This is a genomic window from Pedobacter ginsengiterrae, from assembly GCF_039537385.1.
GTDB classification, from domain to species: Bacteria; Bacteroidota; Bacteroidia; order Sphingobacteriales; family Sphingobacteriaceae; genus Pedobacter; species Pedobacter ginsengiterrae.
The window spans coordinates 327964-348922 of the sequence record NZ_BAABAK010000003.1; the positions used below are offsets into that span (position 1 = coordinate 327964).

Below are 20959 nucleotides of genomic sequence, written 5' to 3' on the forward strand. Positions count from 1 at the left end.
CGGTTTATTCGTCTTAAAATCAACCCGATTCATCTGTAAGGTGTCAATTAAGAATATTTAACAATCTAATATTATGCCAAAAAGGCCCCGTGTTTATTCGGAGCCTTAAAAATATGTTTAGATTAATTTAATCAACATTATCGTGTAGAAAAGAATTGTTAGGTCTAATCTCTGTACCACCATCCTGATCGTTGCTTAATGTAAAGCGGCTAACCTGCGATTCTGAGGAATGCTGAACCTGTTGTAACTGCATTTGCTTGCGTTTATAAGCAGGTTCGTTTTCTAATTCTTGTAAGCCATTCGTAGTACGAAGTTTCATACTCAAATCTTTTAAACGCATAATACGTTCTCTTGATTTTTTAAGTTGTTCTTCAACCGATTCATCGTTTTGATTATCGTCTAAACCAACAACTGGCATTTCAGGTTCTGGTATTGATGGAATTTCAGCAACCGGTGTTTCAAAAACAAATTCAGTTTCTGCAAGCTTAATCTCAAATTCGAAACCTGTTTCTGCAGGCGCTTCAGCCTGAGGCTCTTCTTCAATCAAAGTATGACGAATTACATCATTTTCTGGTTCCTGGTATCTTGGTGCTTCAGCTTTATTAAACATACCTCCAAACAAATCTGCTTGTGGTGTTTCTTCTTTAGCTTTCATAACTGGCTCTAATACAGGAGCAGCTTTAGGCTGAATAAAAGAATTAACAGGTTCAACAACACGTACTAAGGGTGCTTCCTCAGGTGTTAATAAAGAAATTTTCTTTTTGTTTTTTTCTTCGTGTACACGTTCCTCAGAAGTTTGGAAACCTGTAGCGATAATGGTTACAGATAACTTATTTTCTAATGATTCATCCGTACAATTACCCCAGATTAAATCGGCTGATAAGCCTGCTTTTTCTTGAATGTAATCTGTAATAATAGACACCTCATCCATAGTTACCTCACGTAAACCTGAACTGATGTTTAATAAAATATATCTTGCACCTTCAATTTCGTTGTCTTTTAACAATGGAGATGCCAAAGCACCCTCAACTGCCTGTAAAGCTCTGTCATCGCCTTCGGCAGCGTAACTACCCATTATAGCAACACCACTTTCCTTCATTACGGTACGTACATCTTTAAAATCTACGTTTATATAACCTGGAACAGTAATGATTTCGGCAATGCCTTTTGCAGCTGTTGTTAAAATATCATCAGCTTGACCAAAAGCAGAGCCCAAGGTTAAGTTTCCGAAAATTTCACGTAATCTGTCGTTAGAAATTACAAGATAAGAATCTACATATTTCTTAAGTTCTTCCATGCCTTCATCCGCCTGCAATTTTCTTCTTTTTCCTTCAAAAGAAAATGGCGTTGTGATTATCGCTACGGTTAAAATATCCAGTTCTTTAGCGGCTTTTGCAATAATGGGACTAGCGCCTGTTCCAGTGCCACCACCCATTCCTGCTGTAATAAAAAGCATTTTGGTTGTGCTGCCCAACATCGCTTTAATATCATCTATATTTTCTATTGCCGAATTTTTACCAACTTCGGGAATAGAACCAGCACCCATTCCTTCGGTTAAACTTGCACCTAATTGTACCTTGTTAGGTATAGGGCTAGATTCCAAAGCCTGGGCATCGGTATTACAAATAATAAAATCCACACCAGTAATACCCGATAGGTACATATGGTTCACTGCGTTGCCGCCACCGCCTCCAACACCAATAACTTTGATGATTGACGACTTATCTTTTAACATTTCGAACTGCATAATATTATGAATCAGTTGTTTAAAAATTCTTAAATTCTGTTCATTACTCAATGTAATATTAACACTTTTTCAACAGACGTTTTCCACAAGTGTTCATAATGTGGAAAACTCACTTTTTGTGGAAAAAAATTAGCTTTTCAAGTAATCTTCATCGCTTACATCCATATCATCCTGGATGAAAATCTTTGTTTTTGCAAGTAACTTATCAAATAAACCTGGACCGCGTTTCTCTTTTTCTTTCTGAGGTTTTGATTTATCAACGATTACAGTGCCCTTCTTAATTTCAATTTCCTGCTCTTCCGCACGCTGAATGCCTTTGATTAACAAACCAACACTTGTTGCATACATCGGGCTTTTCAAATCATCATAAATAGTTTTCGGCATATCTTCATATTTAGATAAATGCTCGTTAGGATAACCGATACGGCAATCCAAGCCAGTTACATATTCTACCGCCTGAGATAAATGCTTTAATAACGCACCACCGCCAGTAATCACAATACCACCAATTAATTTTTTCTCGTATCCAGAAGCTTTAATTTCATAGTAAACGTGTTCTATAATTTCTTCCATACGAGCCTGAATCACGTAAGCAAGATTTTTTACTGAAATTTCTTTAGGCTCTCTACCGCGTAATCCTGGAACACAGATTATTTCGTTTTCTTTATTTTCTTCGGCCAAAGCAGATCCAAAACGTGTTTTTAATAACTCAGCCTGATTACGCATCACCGAGCAACCCTCGCGAATATCTTCAGTTACACTGTTACCTCCAAAAGGAATAACAGCGGTATGACGAATAATCCCTTCATGAAAAATTGCAATATCAGTTGTACCACCCCCAATATCTACCAAAGCAATACCAGCCTCTTTCTCTTCATCGCTCAACACCGATTCAGAAGAAGCCAAAGGCTCAAGAATTAAATCCTGAGTTTGTAAGCCCGCATTATTTACGCATTTGATAATATTTTTAACTGCAGTTACCTGACCAGAAATGATATGAAAGTTAGCCTCTAAACGAACGCCAGCCATACCAATTGGATCTTTAATCCCTGGCTCATTATCTATAGTAAATTCTTGTGGTAACACATGAATAATTTCTTCTCCAGGAGGCATAACCAGCTTGAACATATCATCAATTAACTTATCGATATCTTTTTTACCGATTTCGTTATTTAATTCTCTTCTGGTTAAAATGCCACGATGCTGCAAGCTTTTAATATGCTGGCCAGCAATACCAACATTCACCACCTGTATTTCTACATTTGATTGTCCGCTGGCAATTTCTACAGCCTGAGCAATTCCCTGAACGGTTTTCTGAATATTAGAAACCACTCCTCGAGTAACCCCTGCCGATTCTGCCTTACCGATGCCTAATACCTCGATTTTGCCATGCTGTGTTCTGCGACCTACGATAACACATATTTTAGTAGTACCGATATCCAGGCCGACTACAATTGGAGACTGACTGGTAAATTTTGCCTTGTCCATATTCGTTAATTTTGTTGAGTTATATATTTTGTTCTTGAAAGGGATCTTATTTATTCTTTTTCTCTACTGGTTTCTTCTGATTTGCATCAGGCTTTACAGTTTTTGGTTTTGACACCGTTTGTGCTGAAGCTGGTTTATCCTTTTTAGCTTCTGTTTTTACGGGAGTCGCTTTTGGTTTCTCTTTAACCACCTCTGGTTTGGTAATCGTGGGTTTAGGCTTTTTCACCTCGGGCTTGGCCGCAATTGCCTTAACCTGGTTCTCTTTACGATCAGCATCGGGATTTGTTTCTGCAATTGATTTCCCGATTACATCTCTTATTAGTGAATCGGATACTTTCCTTGTTATCCTCGAACTATCAGCAGCTGAAAGTACTTTTACCTGTTTCTTTATTGCTGATGAATCTCTCTTCTCACCAATTATTTGATTGGTATATTTAATGTTAATCGTTTTGTAGGTCTCCCATCCAACTTGCGGCATAGCCTGTTTATAAAAAACCAACAGGTTTTTCATTTTTTTATCCAATGAATCTGCTGTACCCAAAATAATTCGCTGATTGCCTACTCTTGGTATCAATTGAATATCGTTTTTAGTATCAACAATTATTTGTTCAATCTGGTTATCCCAAAGTGTATCTTTCTTAAAATATTGAGCGGTTTTGTATAAATCTCGAGCCATTTGCGTTCTCAAAGTATCAACACGTGTACCAAACACTTCCTGAATATTACCTGTTGCAACCAGCACATTCGCCGTAAAGTTTGGCGAGATTGGCATTTTCAAACCATCGTTATCAATATAAAAATCCTGACCCGTTAAGTTCAAAATTCTAAGTATTGGCTGTCTCTGTTTAATTTCGATATGCAATACCCCATCCATATCTACATAAACCTTCGCAAAACCGATGTATGGATTAGCTTGTAGTTTTTTCTCAATCTGATGGATGTTTATTTTCTCCAGGCTACGTCCAATTAAAACACCTTGATCTTCTCTTAAAATCTGATCAACTTCCTCTCTTTCGATAAAATTATCAGCTCCAGGAATTAATATTTTAACATTGGTGCATTTTACCGTTTGCTTTTTAACGTTAATAAAACTCAAAAGCACAACCAATCCTGCCAGACTGATTAGCCAGGCAAAGCCAGTAAAAATTGCGCTCCAGTTTATTCGTTTAAACATGGTTTAATGTGTTTTTTAAAGGTTCAATTAAAGTATCAATATCGCCTGCACCAACTGTTAATACGAGTTCTGGTTTTGTTTTGGCAACATAATTAATTACAAATTCTTTACTACAAACTTGTTTATCAGCTAAACTAATTTTATCCAAAAGAAACTGCGAATTGATTCCTTCAAGCGGCAGTTCTCTCGCTGGATAAATATCTAACAACATCAAATCATCTGCTGTACTCAAAACTTTTGCAAACTCATCTGCAAAATCTCTGGTGCGGGTAAATAAATGCGGTTGAAAAATAACGGTTAATTTCTTTTCTGGATATAATTGTCTAAGGGCATCAAAACAGGCTTTTAGTTCTTCAGGATGATGCGCGTAGTCATCGATATAAATTTGCTTTTCGTTATCTACAATATATTCGAAACGACGTTTAACACCTTTAAAGTTTGCAACCGCTTGCTTGACTTTATCAGCCGATATTCCCAATTTTAATGCAATAGCAATGGCAACAGTAGTATTTCCTACATTATGTTTACCAGGCAACATTAAGTTTAAATCTTTAATCTGTTGAGTTTGGTCTGAATAATCAAAAACAAATTTCGAGCCTTCTACTCTTAAGTTTTCTGCTTTAGCGTCGGCTGTTGAATTTGCAGCATAAGTAATTGCATTCTTAACTGGCAAGCCTTCGTGCACATATAAGCTACCTTCAGCTTTAAGCTGACCTGCAAAAAGATGAAAGGATTCTTCCAGCTGGCTTTTATCGCCATAAATATCCAGGTGGTCCGCATCCATTGAAGTGATTACAGCAACATCAGGATGTAAGGTTAAAAACGATCTGTCGTACTCATCAGCTTCTACAACAACTACATTATTAGCTCCAAATAAAACATTGCTGTTGTAATTACTAGTTATCCCACCCAAAAAGGCTGTGCAATCGTAACCTGTATCTTTTAAAATATGCGCAACTATAGAAGAAGTTGTGGTTTTACCATGCGTACCCGCTATGGCGATGCAAAACATTCCTTTACTGATAATACCTAGAACTTCAGAACGTTTTTTTAAGCTGAAGCTTTGATTTTTAAAATGATTTAAAATTTTAGAATCCTTCGGGATTGCTGGGGTATAAACAATTAATGTATCATCGTGATTATCTAAAAATGCACATGGCAAAGATCCAGATTCATCGAGATAAGAAATTAGAATACCTTCGCGTTCGAGCGTTTCGGTTAGTTTAGTCCGCGTTTTATCGTAACCACAAACCAAAACACCCCTCTTAGCAAAATAACGGGCAAGCGCACTCATACCGATACCACCGATACCTATAAAATACACCCTATTTATTTTACTTAATTCCATTTTTTTAAGGTTAAAGTAGAAAAGGTAAAGCTTAAAGCTGCTTTTCTATTCGTTCAACTAATTTTTATTATAGTTTATTTAGGTTTAGTCTTTTAGCTTATTTAATCAATTTCAATACTTCTCTCGCTATAATTTCATCCGCTGCAGGCAGTGCCATTTTCCAAATATTTTCAGAAAGCGTTTCGCTGTAAGTTTTATCGTTTAATAATCGTAGCGCTTCAGTTACTAAAGTGTCCTCTGCAGAGCGATCGTTGATCAAAACAGCGGCATTATTCTTAACTAAAGCCAACGCATTTTTAGTTTGATGATCTTCTGCAACGTTAGGCGATGGCACCAAAATAACCGGCTTTCTAATTAAACAAAGTTCAGCAATGGTTCCTGCTCCTGCCCGACTGACAATAACATCTGCTGCTGCATAAGCTAAATCCATTTTATTCAAAAATTCCAGAATACGCACATTAGGATGATAGTTTAAACCTAATCTTTCGATAATACCTTTATAATAAAATTTACCTGTCTGCCAGATTACCTGAACATCCTGCGCTATAATTTCAGCTAAATGTTTTTCTATACTTTTATTTAATGTTCCTGCACCAAGGCTACCGCCTGTTACCAAGATTGTTTTCTTTTGAGGATCTAGCTTTAACAGTTCTGCGCCCGAATAGTGCTTACCTTTTATATCTACAACTTCCTGTCTAACCGGGTTTCCTGTTTTCAATATTTTATCAGAGGGAAAAAACTGATCCATATCATCAAAAGCGACACAAATTTTTGAAGCCTTTTTACCCAACCATTTATTGGTAACACCAGCATAAGAATTCTGCTCCTGAATTAAATATGGGATTCCTTTTAACGAAGCTGCGTACAATAAAGGGCCAGAAGCATAACCGCCAACTCCAACTACCACATTAGGTTTAAAATCATTTATTAGCTGCATGGCTTTACGCACACTGCCAATAACTTTAAATGGTAAGGCAAGATTTTTAACAATAGAACCTCGTTGAATACCACTGATGTTTAAACCGACAATTTTATATCCTGCCGCTGGAACCTTTTCCATTTCCATACGACCAGTTGCACCCACAAATAAAATTTCACAAGTCGGCACAATGCGTTTTAGTGCATTGGCAATGGCAATGGCGGGAAAAATGTGCCCGCCTGTGCCACCTCCTGATATGATAATTTTTGGGGAATTATTCATTTTTATTTGTTAAACTCGAAGCCAAAAGACCAAAATCTAAAGCTTTCTTTGTAAAATATTATTTCTTTTTTCTGCTCTCCGCTTTCGCCTTAAGCATCTATGCCATCGCAGGAATCTCACCTACAATTACTTTATTATTCTTCACTTTATCTGTCGCATCTTTTCCAGCAACGTGCTCTTCAACATCACGGCTTACACTTAAAATAATGCCAAAAGCCACACTGGTAAAAATCATGGATGTTCCACCCATACTTACCAATGGAAGTGGCACACCTGTTACTGGCCCTAATCCTACTGCTACGGCCATATTTGCGAAAGCTTGTATGGTTAAGCTAAAGCTTAAACCAGCGGCAAGTAAAGCTCCGAATGCCTTGGGTGCCCGTGTTACTATTTTTATACATCGGTACAAAAGCACCAGGTAAAGCATCATAATCACTAATCCTCCAAACGTTCCCCATTCTTCAATAATAATGGCGAAAATAAAATCCGAATAAGGATGTGGAAGGAAATTGCGCTGCGTACTGTTACCTGGTCCTTTACCGAAAACTCCACCCGTAGCCAAAGCAATTTTTGCCTGGTCGGCCTGGAAAGTCTTATCAGAATGCTGTTGCTCTGGATGCATGAAAGATTTTATACGAGATGCGTACGTTGCTCTTCTTGGACCTAAAAACACTACAAACATTAACAGTATTGCACCACCAACACAAACTAATGAAATTTGTTTGATACTGATACGCCCAATAATTAAAAGCAAAATACTCACACCAAAAAGCATTAATGCTGTAGATAAGTTAGCCAGTGCAATTAAAACAAACACCACACAAACAGAACCCATAATAGGAATAAAAGATTCTTTAACATTCTTAATGTTTTCTTGTTTCTTGGTAAGCATTCTGGCCAAAAAAGTAATCAAGGCAAGTTTTGCTAAATCGGATGTCTGGAACGTTAATCCAATTACTGGTATTTTAACCCAGCGTGATGCATCGTTTACATTTGCACCGAACACTAAAGTATATAACAATAAAGGAACAGTCACAATCATCAATATTTTAGATATACCAGCATAATAACGGTAATCGAGTAAATGTGAAATGTAAATCATTCCAATACCTAATAAAACAAAAATTAAGTGTTTGGTTAACAATAACTTCTCTACCGCTTCTCCCTTTTTATACGCAAGCGTACCCGTAGCACTATAAACTGCCATTACAGAAATAAGCGAAAGCAGGATGATGATCAACCAGATCCATCTATCGCCTTTTGTTTTATTTAATAGTGCTTGAAGCATAATAAAAACCTCCTTCTATAATTCTTTAACTGCCGCTTTAAACTGATTACCGCGGTCTTCATAATTCTTAAACAAATCGAAACTAGCACAGGCTGGAGAAAGTAAAACTGCATCTCCTCGTTTAGCTAAGTGAAATGCAATCTGCGTAGCTTCCTCTGCTGAAAAAGTATTTACAATAACTTCCACATCATCTTCAAATGCATCGTGAATGCGTTTATTATCTTTACCTAGGCAAACAATAGCTTTAACTTTACTTTTCACCAAATCCTTAAGCATGTTATAATCATTGCCTTTATCAACGCCGCCCATAATCAAAACCACATCAGTTGTCATGCTTTCTAGAGCATACCAGGTAGAATTTACATTGGTTGCTTTACTATCGTTGATAAAATCAATTCCCGAAATTTTAGCCACATGTTCTAATCTGTGCTCAATATTTTTGAAATTGCCCATGCTCTCGCGAATGGTGTCATTTCTTAATTCTAATACTTTGGCAACAATGCCAGAAGCCATAGAATTATAAATGTTGTGCTTACCTTGTAAGGCTAAATCTGAAATAGACATGGTTAGTTCGTTATTTGGTTCTGTGTGAATATGTATTGTATCGTCTTGTAAGTATGCACCTTGATCAACTTTTTTCACAATTGAAAAGGGATATGTTTTTGCTAAAGGCAATACGCCTTTAAGCGCTTTTAAACTTTCTTCATCGTCAGCACAGTAAATAAATACATCAGCTGAGGTTTGATTCTGGATAATCCGCATTTTAGATGCAGCATAATTTTCCAGTTTATAATCGTATCGGTCTAAATGATCAGGCGTTATATTTAATAAAACTGCTACATCTGCTTTAAACTGAAACATGTCATCAAGCATGAAGCTCGAGATCTCTAATACATACCAATCAAATTCTTCATCTGCAACCTGCGCTGCAAAGCTTTGTCCGATGTTGCCTGCTAACCCTACATTTACACCAGCATTTCTTAGGATATGATAAGTAAGTAGACTTGTTGTTGATTTACCGTTTGAACCTGTTATACAGATTGTTTTGGCGGTAGTGTATCGTTTAGCAAACTCTATTTCTGATACAACCGAAATACCTTTTGCAAGCAATTTTTCTATAATTGGAGCTGTTGCAGGAATCCCTGGGCTTTTAATTACTTCAATTGCATTTAATATTAGTTCTTCGGAATGTTGTTCTGATTCGAAGGCAACACCTAATTTCTCTAATGCGGCTTTATACTTATCAGTAATTACACCATAATCGGATACAAAAACATCGAAACCCTTTTGCATCGCTAATTTTGCAGCACCAACTCCACTTTCACCAGCCCCCAAAATTACCACACGGCCTTGCCCTGCCATTGCTGACTTAGGTTGATTAGGCGTTTGTGTAGAATTATTGGTTTGCATTTTTATTATTTTTTGTTACTTATCTTAATTTTAAGGTTACTATTGTCATAATCGCCAGCATGATTCCGATAATCCAAAAGCGGTTAACAATTTTAGCTTCATGATATCCTTTTTTCTGATAGTGGTGATGCAAAGGCGCCATTAATAAAACCCTCCTACCTTCGCCAAATCTTTTCTTCGTGTATTTGAAATAGCTAACCTGCATAATAACTGATACGAGTTCTACCAAGAAGATTCCGCAGAGTATCGGAATTAATAATTCCTTACGAATCATAATAGCGAACGAGGCGATAATACCACCAATAGCCAAACTTCCAGTATCGCCCATAAAAACCTGTGCTGGGTACGAATTGTACCAAAGAAAACCAACACAAGCACCAACAAATGCGCCTGCAAAAATCATAAGCTCTCCCGAATTCGGGATATACATAATATTAAGGTAATCGGCGAAGCCAACGTTACCCGAAACATAAGCCAAAATACCCAGCGTAGTTCCGATTACTGCCGATGTTCCTGTTGCCAGACCATCGATACCATCGGTTATATTAGCCCCATTCGATACAGCCGTGATAATAAAAACAGTGAAAGCAAGAAAAACTAAGAAAGCGTATTTCTCATAACCTGTACCTAAAAACTTAAGCACCTTTGCATAATCAAACTCATTATTCTTGTAAAAAGGAATATTGGTTTTGGTTGATTTTACATCTTGCGTATAATAAAAAGTTTCACCTTTCTGACGTAAAACCATTGGCGCAGAAGATGTGGTTTTCACATTATCCTGAACGGTTTCTCTAACAACAATATTAGGGTTGTAGTACATAGTCCAGCCTACAATTAAACCTAAACCTACCTGACCAACTACTTTGAAACGCCCTGCTAAACCTTCTTTATTTTTTCTGAATACCTTTATATAATCATCTAAAAATCCGATTGCGCCCATCCAGATGGTTGTTATGATCATCAGGATTACGTAAACGTTAGAGATATTTGCGAACAATAACGTCGGAATTAAAATACCGAGCAAAATAATAATACCACCCATTGTTGGGGTACCTTGTTTCTGCATTTGGCCTTCTAAACCTAAGTTTCTTACTGTTTCACCAACTTGTTTTTTATGCAAATAATCAATCAGTCTGCGCCCGTAAACAGTGGTTATAATCAATGATAAAATAATAGATACTGAGGCACGGAAAGTGATGTATTGGAACAACCTTAATCCAGGTATATCATAATGCTTATGCAGGTATTCGAATAATAAATATAACATTAGCTGGCAGGGTTTAATTGTTCAAGTAAAATTTCCTTATCATCAAAATGATTACGTACGCCATTAATTTCCTGGTATTTCTCATGGCCTTTTCCAGCAATAAGAATAATATCTCCGCTTTTTGCCAAATGGCAGGCCGTTTTTATCGCTTCCCTTCTATCTAAAATGGATATTGTTTTACGTTTGTTGCTTGGCGAAACACCCGCTTCCATTTCTGAAATAATAGCAGCTGGATCTTCTGTTCTTGGGTTATCCGAAGTAAGGATAACTTTATCGCTCCAATCGCAGGCAACCTGAGCCATTACAGGGCGTTTAGTTTTATCGCGATCGCCACCACAACCAATAACTGTAATGACCTGCTCTGTTCCTTTTCTGATATCGGCAATGGTGCCTAATACATTCTGAACCGCATCTGGCGTATGGGCATAATCTACAATACCAATAATCTTATCTTCAGAAACGATGTAATCGAAACGACCTTCAGCGCCTGTTAAACGACTTAAAAGGGTTAATACCTTTAATTTATCTTGTTCTAATAAAATTGCTGTACCGTAAACAGCAAGTAAATTATAGGCATTAAACGAACCGATTAATTTAAAGAAAACGTCTTCGTAATCAATATCAAGGTGCAATCCGCTAAATCCGTTTTCAACAATTTTTGCTTTGAAATCGGCCAGCTGCTTAAGCGCATAAGTTTTTTTGTGCGCCTTGGTATTCTGTAGCATAACCATACCATTTTTATCGTCGATATTTGTTAACGCAAAAGCTGATTTTGGCAGAATATCAAAAAATGCCTTTTTAGCTTTTAAATAACTGTCAAAAGTTTTATGAAAATCAAGATGGTCATGCGTTAAATTCGAGAAAACACCGCCTGAGAAAGTAAGACCTTCAATTCTGTGTTGTGCAACCGCATGCGAACTCACTTCCATAAAGCAATAGTCGCAACCTGCATCAACCATATCTTTCAATAGTTCATTAAGCGCCAATGGATTTGGTGTAGTGTGTGTTGCAGGCACAATAACATCATTTACATAGTTTTCTACGGTTGATATAAGACCTGTTTTATAACCTAAATCTCTAAAAAGCTTAAATAAAATAGTTGCAATCGTTGTTTTACCATTGGTCCCTGTAATTCCAATTAGCTTTAAATCAGCCGATGGATTTCCATAAAAGTTGCCCGCCATAATACCCAAGGCAACTGATGCATTTTCGACCTTAATGTAAGTAGCATCAAAATTTTCAATTTCAGGTAGGTTTTCACAAATTATAGCTTTAGCACCTTGTTTTAAAGTTTGCTCAATAAAAAGATGGCCATCTGATACCGTTCCTGTTATCGCGACGAAAACATCATTTTCAGTTACCTTACGCGAATCAAAGTTTAGGGCATGAATCTCCCTGTCGGTTCTACCAACTAATTCTTTTATTGTTACGCCATAAAGTAAATCCTGTAATTGCATATTATTTATTTTTGAATGATTGAATTTCAGATGATCAAATATTTAATATCCACCATTCCAATCCATCCCACTCTAATTCTTTAATCTAATTGTATATCTACCAGTAATCCTTTGCCAACTTTTGTCCCAGCCTGCACCGATTGCCTGATTACTTTTCCAGAACCAGTTACTTTGGTTTTAAGCCCTGCATTACCAAGTAAATAAAGTGCATCCTTTAAACCCATCCCAGCTACATTTGGCATTACGCCTTTGCGTTCACTATTTTCCTGGAAAATTGTTCCGGCACTGGTATCAATTGTGTTGTAATATTCTGATTTCGACGCAAAAAGTGGCTTAAATCCAAATGCTTTGTAAACCTTTTGAGTGGCTTTACTTTGACCAGCCTTAGTTGGCGGATTACCTGTATTTCCCACCAATCTCACCGGAACATCGCTATACACTTGCATATCGCTGGCATAAACCCGGTCTGCAATTTCCCTGAAAACCGGACCTGATACCGAACCTCCATAATAACCGCCTTTAGGATCGTTGATTACGACTATAAGCGAGTATTTGGGCTTATCAGCAGGGAAATAACCTACAAAAGACGCCTGATATTGTTTTTTTGCTTTATATCCTTTATTACCATCCGCAACTTGCGCAGTACCGGTTTTACCAGCGATTTTGTAAAGCGGATTATATACAAATTGCTTACCACTACCCTGGGTAACTACTCCCTCTAACATCTTTTTAATTTTACTCAATGTAACTTCCGAGCAAATTTCTTCGTTAATTACACGAGCCTTAAACTGCTCTATCGGGTTACCCAATCTTCTAATTTCTTTTACAAAAATTGGCGCTACGTATTTACCATTATTCGCTACTGCATTATAAAATGAAAGCATTTTTAATGGGGTTAACTGCATCTCATAACCGTAAGCCATTTGTGGCAACGTCATGTTTTTATTCCAGCTTTTATTTGTTTTAGGATTCTTAACTACAGGCTGTGCTTCACCTGGAATTTGCAAAACCATTTTTTCATTTAAATGCCAGTCATACAAATGATCTGTAAATTTTATCGGATCATTACCGTAATGAGTGTTTATTAATTTTGCAATTGCTGCATTTGAAGATTCTTCAAACGCTCTTTTTACCGTAACAGTTTCTATTTTGGGGTGAGAATCGGTAATTAATTTACCTGGAATTTGATAATAACCTGTACCGATTAACGAATTAGTATCAACCAATTTATCTTCCAAAAGTGCCATGTAAGAGGCGAGTTTAAAAGTAGATCCTGGATCCTGATTACCTGCAATCGCATAGTTAAATTTCTCCTGATAAACCCCTGTAGATACTTTTGAAAAATTTGCAACCGCTCTAACTTCGCCAGTAGCTACCTCCATTAAAATTACGGCACCATGGTCAGCATCACTTTTGATCAATTGCTTTTGCAGGGCACTCTGAGCTAAATCCTGCATATTAATATCAATGGTTGAAATAATGTCAGCACCATCTTTTGGGGCAACCTCTTCCTCATCATTAACAGGTACATAAACACCGCCGGCAATGCGTTGCATTAATCTTCTGCCCGTTTCTCCATTTATGTATTGATTGTAAGCGCCTTCTAAACCAACACCGTTTGCAACATTGGCATTTTTATAACCAATTGTTCTGGCAGCCAAAGCCTGAAAAGGCAAAATCCGTTTATTTTGTTGTACTGCAATTAAACCACCACTAAACTTACCAATGTTGTATAAAGGAAAAGTTCTCACGGTTTTTAAATCAGCATAATTTACTTTACGACGAATTAACACGTAACGAGCACTATCCTGACGACCTTTACGAAGAATTCTCGAATAGTCTTTTGCAGTTTTATCCTGAAATAACTGAGCAAGCTTAAAAGCCAGCGAATCAACTTTTTCATTAAAAACTTTATCTTCTGCTATACCTCCCGCAAACATATCCATACGCAATTCGTATTCTGGCACAGAGGTAGCAAGCAAACTTCCATCATTAGAATAAATATTTCCACGAGTAGCTTCAACAGCCATGTATTTTGTAGAAAGACTATCTGCCATAGCTTTCCATTTATGCCCCTGTACAAACTGCACCTGGCCAAGACGTAAAAATACCGCCAAAGCAAAAAGCACAATTAAGCCAAATGCCAGATATACACGAAGCAATATGTTTGCTCTAATATTCATTGCTTTTAACAATTAGTTTTTTGGGTGGTTCAATTAATTCTTTTATTCCAAGGGTATCTACCTTTTTAGCAACCTCTGTTAATTTGCTTTTAAACATTAGGTCTGCTTTTAAAGATTTATACTCCCATCTTAACTCTTTAACTTCTTTATTTAACTTATCAATTCGGCGAACATTGTTTACAGCAAAATGGCTGTTAGCAATATAAATCATACCTAAAAGTGCCAAAAAGCATAAAAACGGCAATGCATCTGTTGCCGCTTCTTTCGATATTACACCTTCATTAAAAAACTTTCCGATAAATGTTTCGCTAAACTTTTTATCATCTTCTGATTTTACTTTTTCAGTTTTAATCTTTTCAGATTTAACTTTTAATTCAGGTTCAGGTCCGAATTCTTCATCTATATCTTCTCTGAACTTGTTCATATCTTTTCAGCTATTCTTAATTTCGCACTGCGAGCTCTGTTGTTTTGCGCAATTTCTTCATCAGTGGCAATTATCGCTTTGCGGGTAATTACATTAAATGGCTTTTGCTGATTTCCGAAGAAATCTTTTTCTACTTCGCCCTGAAATTTGCCTTTAGCCATAAAGTTTTTTACTGGCCTGTCTTCCAAAGAATGATAAGACATTACAACTAGATGGCCTCCAGGCTTTAAAACATCAGCTGTTTGCTGTAAAAAATCTTCTAGCACCCTGATTTCTGCATTTACCTCAATTCGCAATGCCTGGAAAACCTGCGCTAAATACTTATTCTCTTTGCCTTTTGGGATATATTCTGAAATCGCCGATTTGAAGCTATCGATATCTGTAAATGATTTTTCTAAGCGAGCGGTAACCACTGCACGAGCTAAAGATTTAGCATTTTTAACCTCACCATAGATTCCGAAAATTTTATGAAGCTTATCTTCCGAATAAGTATTTAGAACTTCGGACGCCGTTAATGAACCATTTCTATCCATTCGCATATCCAAATCTGCATTATGACGAATAGAAAAACCACGCTCAGGAACATCAAACTGATGAGAAGAAACACCCAAATCAGCCAGAATCCCATCAACCTGCTTAAAACCTTTTAAACGAAGATTATTTTTTAGAAATCCAAAATTTTGATCAATAAATATAAAACGATCATCAGCAGGAATATTTCTTTGTGAATCTGGGTCCTGATCGAAAGCAATCAATCTGCCATTCGGACCAAGGTGTTTCAAAATTTCTTTTGAATGACCGCCGCCGCCAAAAGTAACATCAACATAAACCCCATCTGGTTTAATATTCAAACCATCAATACAAGGCTGCAACATTACAGGAACATGGTAATTATTCTCCATCTACTCCTCCTTTCTGTTTACCTAAAACACGTTCTGCCTTTTCAGCAAAATCTTCATCCTGCTCTTCAGCAAACGAAGCTTCGTAAGTTGCCTTATCCCAAACCTCAATCTTATCCAACTGCCCAACCAATACTAATTCGGAAGTTATACCTGCATGATCCAATAATGTTTTCGGCAGCAAAACACGACCAGCAGCATCAAGAGATAATTCGGTAAGACCACGAAGCATGGAACGTAAGAAACCACGCCCATCTTTTTGAAAATAATTCACTTCCTCTAATCTCTGCTCCATCTTTTCCCAAACTTTCATCGGATAAATAATCAAACTATTCTCAAAACCACGGCAAATCATAAGACCCTCACGCTCAACATCAGGCAATTTTTTCTTGAGCATAGCAGGAACCATAAGGCGCCCCTTAGCATCAAGTTTACAATCAAATTCGCCGAAAAGTTTGGACATAGTGGTCTTTACACTTTTTATGTAGTGTAAAAGTAAATAGTTCTACCACTTTTTACCACTTTTTACCACAAAAAAGTTTTCCACATACTCTTTCTCCCACTTTGCCTTTAAAATGAAGAAAGAAAAATCAGTCTCTGTAATTAAAAAAACCGCTTAAATACTGATAAAAAGCAAGTTATGATTAAAAAACCGAATTTTTTAAAAACCTATAAACAAAGAAAAAATATTTATTGCCTAGTCTATAGCGGAGTCAAATCTAAGCACAATTGAAGCACTTTGGGTGAAATTTTACTCACAATTAAATGATGACTGATAAATTTATCTAAAAAAGAAACCCCATGTAGATTTACGCATCTATATGGGGTTAAAAGACTGAGATGCAAAACCTCAAATGAAGAAACTGGGAAACTGGGGATCTATACTCATCCCCTCCAAATCAGAGATTCGTAGAGGTTTAGTTAAAAATCCTTTTATTAAAGGGTAATTGTAAGATTTTAATTTGTCTGAATTGTTTACCGAAGAGGTAACCATAATAACGGTAAGCTGCGATCTATAAGGTAAATCAACTAATAAATCGAGAAGCTGCCAGCCATTCATCTCAGGCATATTAATATCCAGAAATAGTAGGAACTCAGCGCCTTCATTCTTCAAAATATAATCGTACGCCAGCTTACCGCTTTTAAAGCTAATACTGGGTATCGTTGGAAAGAGGTCTTCAGCTATAGTCTGATGCAGGAAGAGTATGATCTCATCATCATCAATTATCAAAATTTTCTTTTCCATTAGTCATTAATCTATCCACGTCCTCTGATTTGGAAGTTACTTCTCGAATAATAGAATCGAGTTCATTTGCAGAAGAATCTATATAGTCCAATATTTTAGTTACCCCAGCATCCTCAAAAGTTTTACTCGAAAGCATATTAACCAAGCCCATCAATTTTGCTAGTGGCGCCCGTACTTTATGAGATTGAATCCAGGCAATTTCCCGCAACCGTTCATTTCGTTTTTCAATAGCATGAAAATATTCAATACGCTCAGATATATCGTTCACCACAATAAGCTTTGCCTTTTTACCTTTAAATATAATCGTATTGCTTTTCAAATCCACGTGCATTAATTGACCATTTTTCTTTTGATGAATGAAGGATCCCTGATAGATCGATTTTCCGCTTTTTCTGGTTTCGTTTATTACGTTCTGAACTTTATCAATCTCACTTTTTGGTCTTATATCCATGATGCTCATCTTAAGAAACTCTGATCTAGAGAAGCCATAAGTACTAAGTGCCGTTTCATTTACATCCAAGAATTTCAGCGTTTCGAAATCATATACCCACATCGGCAGGGGACTGAGATGAAAAAGTTCACTATACCGTTTTTCTGAGGCTTTAAGATCTGCCTTAACCCTCATCTCTGAAATCTCGGTTCGTTTTTGAGTATCTATGTCCTGAAGACTTCCAAAAAGCCTTATACACTGACCATTAACCATTTCTGAACTTCCGATATTCCTAATCCATTTAAGTTCGCCTGAAATGGTTGTCACCTGCAAAACCTCATCCCAGGGGATGCCAAAATGAATACAATCTTGCATACGAGTGTCCATTTTATCAATAGCTTCCTTTGGATAGAAAACGCCAAGCGGGTTTTCCTCCTGAGGCTCGAAATCAGCACCGACTTTTAATATCTCTCTGGTAATTTCCGACCAGTGAATGCGTTTTTCGGGAATTGTGATCTCCCAGCTTCCAATACGTGCCAGGCTATTGGAGCGAAATAACAGCTCTTCCATTTCCTTTTTTTCGGTAATATCCTTTGCCACCGAATAAATGAGTTGATCTTTTTCAATTGGCTGAGAGGTCCATGCCAGCCACTTACTCCTACCACATGAGGTGAGGTAACGAGCCTCTATATAATAACAATCTTCGCTCCCTTTGAGCTTATCCAGTTGTTCTAATGTTTGTTCGCGTTCTAATGGATGCAAGAAATCGATAGCAGGCCGCGACAAAAGCTCCTCCATGCTGTAACCAAGTATTTTTGATGCTGCAGGATTAAGTTTTCTGAAGTTCCCCTGATAGTCTGTAATCGCAATTACATCGGGTGCTACTCTGAAAATCTGATCTAATTCCTGTTCCAGTTTTTTACGATGAAGTTCGGTACCCAGATGCTTGCCCAATGATTCAGGCAGCGCTTTTGCAGCTACTTTATCTTCATTTGATGAACCAAGGATTAATGCACCTATAAATTTATCATGATGAAAAAGCGGCAAACCAAAAAGATCTTTTATATACTTTTTATTTTCTCCATCAGGAGATTTTACACTCCAGACCGCGTTCTTTGCGCCCGATTTTATTTGCCCAACATATTGTTGTAATAAACTTTGTGAAAACTGGCGGCCGATGATTGGTTTAATAAAACCTGGACCAAAGCACTCTGCAATCAACTCCAAATTATCACGAACCTCTTCCAATAGCCATAGGTTAGCAAAGGCAAAATCTCCGAAGTCAGCTATCTCGCAAAGCACCTCACGAGCTGAACTTTTCAAACCTGGATCTTCATTAAAAATCTCGGTTATTCTGGATAGAAGCATAGCTTGTTGTTCCTGTTGCTTTTCCTTGGTAATATCGCGGAGAATGGCGATCCAGTGCGTATATTCTCCCTTTTGATCGGCAACAGGCGTCACTGAATAATTTACCCATATTGCTGTACCATCTTTTCGATAATTAACAATCGCACCTTTATAAGACCTATTGTTTCGAATGCAATCCACTAACTTACCTAACTCCAAAGGATCTGAATCGATCCCTTGCAAAAACCAAGGACTTGTTCCCTCAATCTCCTGAAGTGTATATCCTGTCATCTCTTCAAAGGCCGCATTGACAAACATAACCTTAGTGAAAAAATCTGCGCCATGAACGACCTCCGCCACTAAAACTGCATCGATGGTATTGGTCACAACAGATTCCATGATTCGAAGTCTGATGTCTTCTTGTTTTTTTAAAGTAATATCCTGCATGGCGCCAATCAGCCTCAACGGAGCGCCAGATTCATCCCTAATCACAAAAGCTTTATCAGATACATAGGCAAACGTTCCATCCGATTTTAAAAAACGGTAGTCATCACTCCAGTTGGTACCAGATGAGCAAAGAAAGCTATCCAATTGTTGTTTAACTCTTTGAATATCCATGGAATGAATCCTGGACTCCCAGGTCTGCAAATCTGAATTAAGCGTTTCATCAGTATATCCAAACAGCTTTAAAAAGCCCTCACCCCAAAACATTGTGCCATTAACTAGATCGCAGTCCCAGACCGCATCAGAGGTTGCCCTGCCGACAAAACGATACCTTTCGTTGCTGCGTTCAAGGGCCATTCGGGCTTCGATCAGATCGGTAACATCTCTAGAATTTGCAACAAAGCCGTTCACAGCTGGAGTCTGGCGTAAATCCGTAATAACCGTCTGCACCCATCTCCAATTCCCGTTGTTATGGCGAAACCTGAAAGGGCTTAAAGAAAACTTCCGTTTTCCCGCCGCATTACTAAATTCTGAATTGGCAATTTCAATATCATCAGGATGAATAAAGTCAAATGCATTACTCCCGATAAAAATCTCTGGCTCAAAATCCAAAACAAATCGGACTGAATTACTTACGTATGTATAATTTGCCTTATCATCTAGTATGGCAATCATATCTGAACCGTCATGAACCAGCGCACGAAATCGTTTTTCACTTCGCAGCAAAATTTCTGCGCTTAGATTTTTCTCCGCTTCCTGAAGCGCAGAATTACGCTTTGCAATTGGAAGATTGTTTAATTTCAATCCATCAGCTTCCTGAACCGCCGATAATGTGTGCAAAACAAAAACGCTATCATCCTTACTATAAAGAAACTGATTTTTAACGCAGAAGGAAAAAGATTGAGCTGAAATATTATCCAAATTAAGACTTACTCTTTCTTCCGTTGAGTTTTTTTTCTCTGCGCTACTAAAGATCGAGCGTAAAATTTGAGCGCAAGAATCCGAAGTCTTATAAAACTCCTTCAGATCGACGCCATTAATATCTAGAGCTGTTAATCCAGCCGTTTGCACAAATTGTTCATTTGTACCCTCAATAGTGATTTTGGAATTATTCACCCTCAATAATGCAACGGATTGAGTAATGGAAGCCAAGAGCTTTACAGCAATTGGTAGTTCCAGAAAAACATCTTGCGTATCATTTCCCATTCACTATATCTTTAAAATTAATCCTTAGTTTTTCTTGTAATCGACCTTATGAATCAAATAAAAATTCAATAATCAATTAAATATGAATGCTGAAATTACCAAGCAATATCCGATATAGATTACTTAATGGTGTTATTGAATAAAATGAACAACACATCATCCTTACCGTAGATTATCCCTTTGATTTTTAAAAGTTTATTAATCCATTTTTAGTCAGCAAACGCTACTCTATCGGCAATAATTAGTTGAAGAGAACATACTGAACAAGTGAGCAGTGATTCACCTAGCCTTAATAACAGAATGTATACTCAATACACAACTTGCCATTAGGATTTAATGTAGCTACAAAAAACAAAACCCATACGCATCATTAGATTTGTATGGGTTTTATTTTTAAGAG

Annotated in this window: 15 protein-coding genes; all 15 read right to left on the reverse strand. The window is 37.2% G+C overall.

All coding sequences use genetic code 11. The annotated features are described in order from the left end of the window. Positions 1-127 precede the first annotated feature (127 nt). On the reverse strand, positions 128-1747 hold the full coding sequence (gene ftsZ, locus ABD692_RS03640) for a cell division protein FtsZ (protein ID WP_316759710.1): 1620 nt from the start codon (positions 1745-1747) through the stop codon (positions 128-130). Positions 1748-1876: 129 nt separating this feature from the next. Next, complete coding sequence (ftsA, locus tag ABD692_RS03645; RefSeq protein WP_316759713.1) at positions 1877-3235, reverse strand: cell division protein FtsA; 1359 nt, start codon at positions 3233-3235, stop codon at positions 1877-1879. 46 nt (positions 3236-3281) lie between these two features. Beyond that, positions 3282-4409 carry a cell division protein FtsQ/DivIB gene (locus tag ABD692_RS03650; protein ID WP_344765004.1) on the reverse strand — a complete coding sequence of 376 codons (1128 nt, stop codon included), beginning with the start codon at positions 4407-4409 and terminating at the stop codon, positions 3282-3284. Then, positions 4402-5757: a UDP-N-acetylmuramate--L-alanine ligase gene (gene murC, locus ABD692_RS03655; RefSeq protein WP_344765006.1), complete on the reverse strand. Its 1356-nt coding sequence runs from the start codon at positions 5755-5757 to the stop codon at positions 4402-4404. Before murC ends, ABD692_RS03650 begins: the two co-directional genes overlap by 8 nt. Before the next feature lie 97 nt (positions 5758-5854). Next, on the reverse strand, positions 5855-6958 hold the full coding sequence (murG, locus tag ABD692_RS03660) for an undecaprenyldiphospho-muramoylpentapeptide beta-N-acetylglucosaminyltransferase (protein ID WP_344765008.1): 1104 nt from the start codon (positions 6956-6958) through the stop codon (positions 5855-5857). Between the two features lie 97 nt (positions 6959-7055). Continuing rightward, positions 7056-8246: an FtsW/RodA/SpoVE family cell cycle protein gene (locus tag ABD692_RS03665; protein ID WP_316759725.1), complete on the reverse strand. Its 1191-nt coding sequence runs from the start codon at positions 8244-8246 to the stop codon at positions 7056-7058. Positions 8247-8261: 15 nt separating this feature from the next. After that, positions 8262-9608 carry a UDP-N-acetylmuramoyl-L-alanine--D-glutamate ligase gene (gene murD, locus ABD692_RS03670; RefSeq protein WP_344765410.1) on the reverse strand — a complete coding sequence of 449 codons (1347 nt, stop codon included), beginning with the start codon at positions 9606-9608 and terminating at the stop codon, positions 8262-8264. Between the two features lie 67 nt (positions 9609-9675). Further along, positions 9676-10923 (reverse strand): phospho-N-acetylmuramoyl-pentapeptide-transferase, encoded by a 1248-nt coding sequence (mraY, locus tag ABD692_RS03675; RefSeq protein ID WP_344765011.1) that lies wholly within the window; start codon positions 10921-10923, stop codon positions 9676-9678. Then, positions 10923-12380 carry a UDP-N-acetylmuramoyl-L-alanyl-D-glutamate--2,6-diaminopimelate ligase gene (locus tag ABD692_RS03680; RefSeq protein WP_316759731.1) on the reverse strand — a complete coding sequence of 486 codons (1458 nt, stop codon included), beginning with the start codon at positions 12378-12380 and terminating at the stop codon, positions 10923-10925. Before ABD692_RS03680 ends, mraY begins: the two co-directional genes overlap by 1 nt. An 80-nt stretch (positions 12381-12460) precedes the next feature. After that, entirely contained in the window at positions 12461-14563 is a 2103-nt protein-coding gene (locus ABD692_RS03685; RefSeq protein ID WP_344765013.1) for a penicillin-binding protein, read from the reverse strand. Beyond that, on the reverse strand, positions 14553-14987 hold the full coding sequence (locus ABD692_RS03690; protein WP_344765015.1) for an FtsL-like putative cell division protein: 435 nt from the start codon (positions 14985-14987) through the stop codon (positions 14553-14555). Before ABD692_RS03690 ends, ABD692_RS03685 begins: the two co-directional genes overlap by 11 nt. Next, positions 14984-15889 carry a 16S rRNA (cytosine(1402)-N(4))-methyltransferase RsmH gene (gene rsmH / locus ABD692_RS03695; RefSeq protein WP_344765017.1) on the reverse strand — a complete coding sequence of 302 codons (906 nt, stop codon included), beginning with the start codon at positions 15887-15889 and terminating at the stop codon, positions 14984-14986. Before rsmH ends, ABD692_RS03690 begins: the two co-directional genes overlap by 4 nt. Continuing rightward, positions 15879-16349, reverse strand: a complete 471-nt coding sequence (mraZ, locus tag ABD692_RS03700; RefSeq protein WP_316759743.1) for a division/cell wall cluster transcriptional repressor MraZ — start codon at positions 16347-16349, stop codon at positions 15879-15881. The genes rsmH and mraZ overlap by 11 nt, the downstream gene beginning before the upstream one ends. Before the next feature lie 387 nt (positions 16350-16736). Then, on the reverse strand, positions 16737-17132 hold the full coding sequence (locus ABD692_RS03705; protein ID WP_344765020.1) for a response regulator: 396 nt from the start codon (positions 17130-17132) through the stop codon (positions 16737-16739). Beyond that, positions 17107-20559 (reverse strand): PAS domain-containing protein, encoded by a 3453-nt coding sequence (locus tag ABD692_RS03710; RefSeq protein WP_344765022.1) that lies wholly within the window; start codon positions 20557-20559, stop codon positions 17107-17109. Before ABD692_RS03710 ends, ABD692_RS03705 begins: the two co-directional genes overlap by 26 nt. Positions 20560-20959: the final 400 nt, after the last annotated feature.

Excerpts from the sequence above, each read along its gene's own strand:
- ftsZ (WP_316759710.1), bottom strand. The coding sequence starts at position 1,747 with ATGCAGTTCGAAATGTTAAAAGATAAGTCGTCAATCATCAAAGTTATT.
- ftsA (WP_316759713.1), bottom strand. The coding sequence starts at position 3,235 with ATGGACAAGGCAAAATTTACCAGTCAGTCTCCAATTGTAGTCGGCCTG.
- ABD692_RS03650 (WP_344765004.1), bottom strand. The coding sequence starts at position 4,409 with ATGTTTAAACGAATAAACTGGAGCGCAATTTTTACTGGCTTTGCCTGG.
- murC (WP_344765006.1), bottom strand. The coding sequence starts at position 5,757 with ATGGAATTAAGTAAAATAAATAGGGTGTATTTTATAGGTATCGGTGGT.
- murG (WP_344765008.1), bottom strand. The coding sequence starts at position 6,958 with ATGAATAATTCCCCAAAAATTATCATATCAGGAGGTGGCACAGGCGGG.
- ABD692_RS03665 (WP_316759725.1), bottom strand. The coding sequence starts at position 8,246 with ATGCTTCAAGCACTATTAAATAAAACAAAAGGCGATAGATGGATCTGG.
- murD (WP_344765410.1), bottom strand. The coding sequence starts at position 9,608 with ATGGCAGGGCAAGGCCGTGTGGTAATTTTGGGGGCTGGTGAAAGTGGA.
- mraY (WP_344765011.1), bottom strand. The coding sequence starts at position 10,923 with ATGTTATATTTATTATTCGAATACCTGCATAAGCATTATGATATACCT.
- ABD692_RS03680 (WP_316759731.1), bottom strand. The coding sequence starts at position 12,380 with ATGCAATTACAGGATTTACTTTATGGCGTAACAATAAAAGAATTAGTT.
- ABD692_RS03685 (WP_344765013.1), bottom strand. The coding sequence starts at position 14,563 with ATGAATATTAGAGCAAACATATTGCTTCGTGTATATCTGGCATTTGGC.
- ABD692_RS03690 (WP_344765015.1), bottom strand. The coding sequence starts at position 14,987 with ATGAACAAGTTCAGAGAAGATATAGATGAAGAATTCGGACCTGAACCT.
- rsmH (WP_344765017.1), bottom strand. The coding sequence starts at position 15,889 with ATGGAGAATAATTACCATGTTCCTGTAATGTTGCAGCCTTGTATTGAT.
- mraZ (WP_316759743.1), bottom strand. The coding sequence starts at position 16,349 with ATGTCCAAACTTTTCGGCGAATTTGATTGTAAACTTGATGCTAAGGGG.
- ABD692_RS03705 (WP_344765020.1), bottom strand. The coding sequence starts at position 17,132 with ATGGAAAAGAAAATTTTGATAATTGATGATGATGAGATCATACTCTTC.
- ABD692_RS03710 (WP_344765022.1), bottom strand. The coding sequence starts at position 20,559 with ATGGGAAATGATACGCAAGATGTTTTTCTGGAACTACCAATTGCTGTA.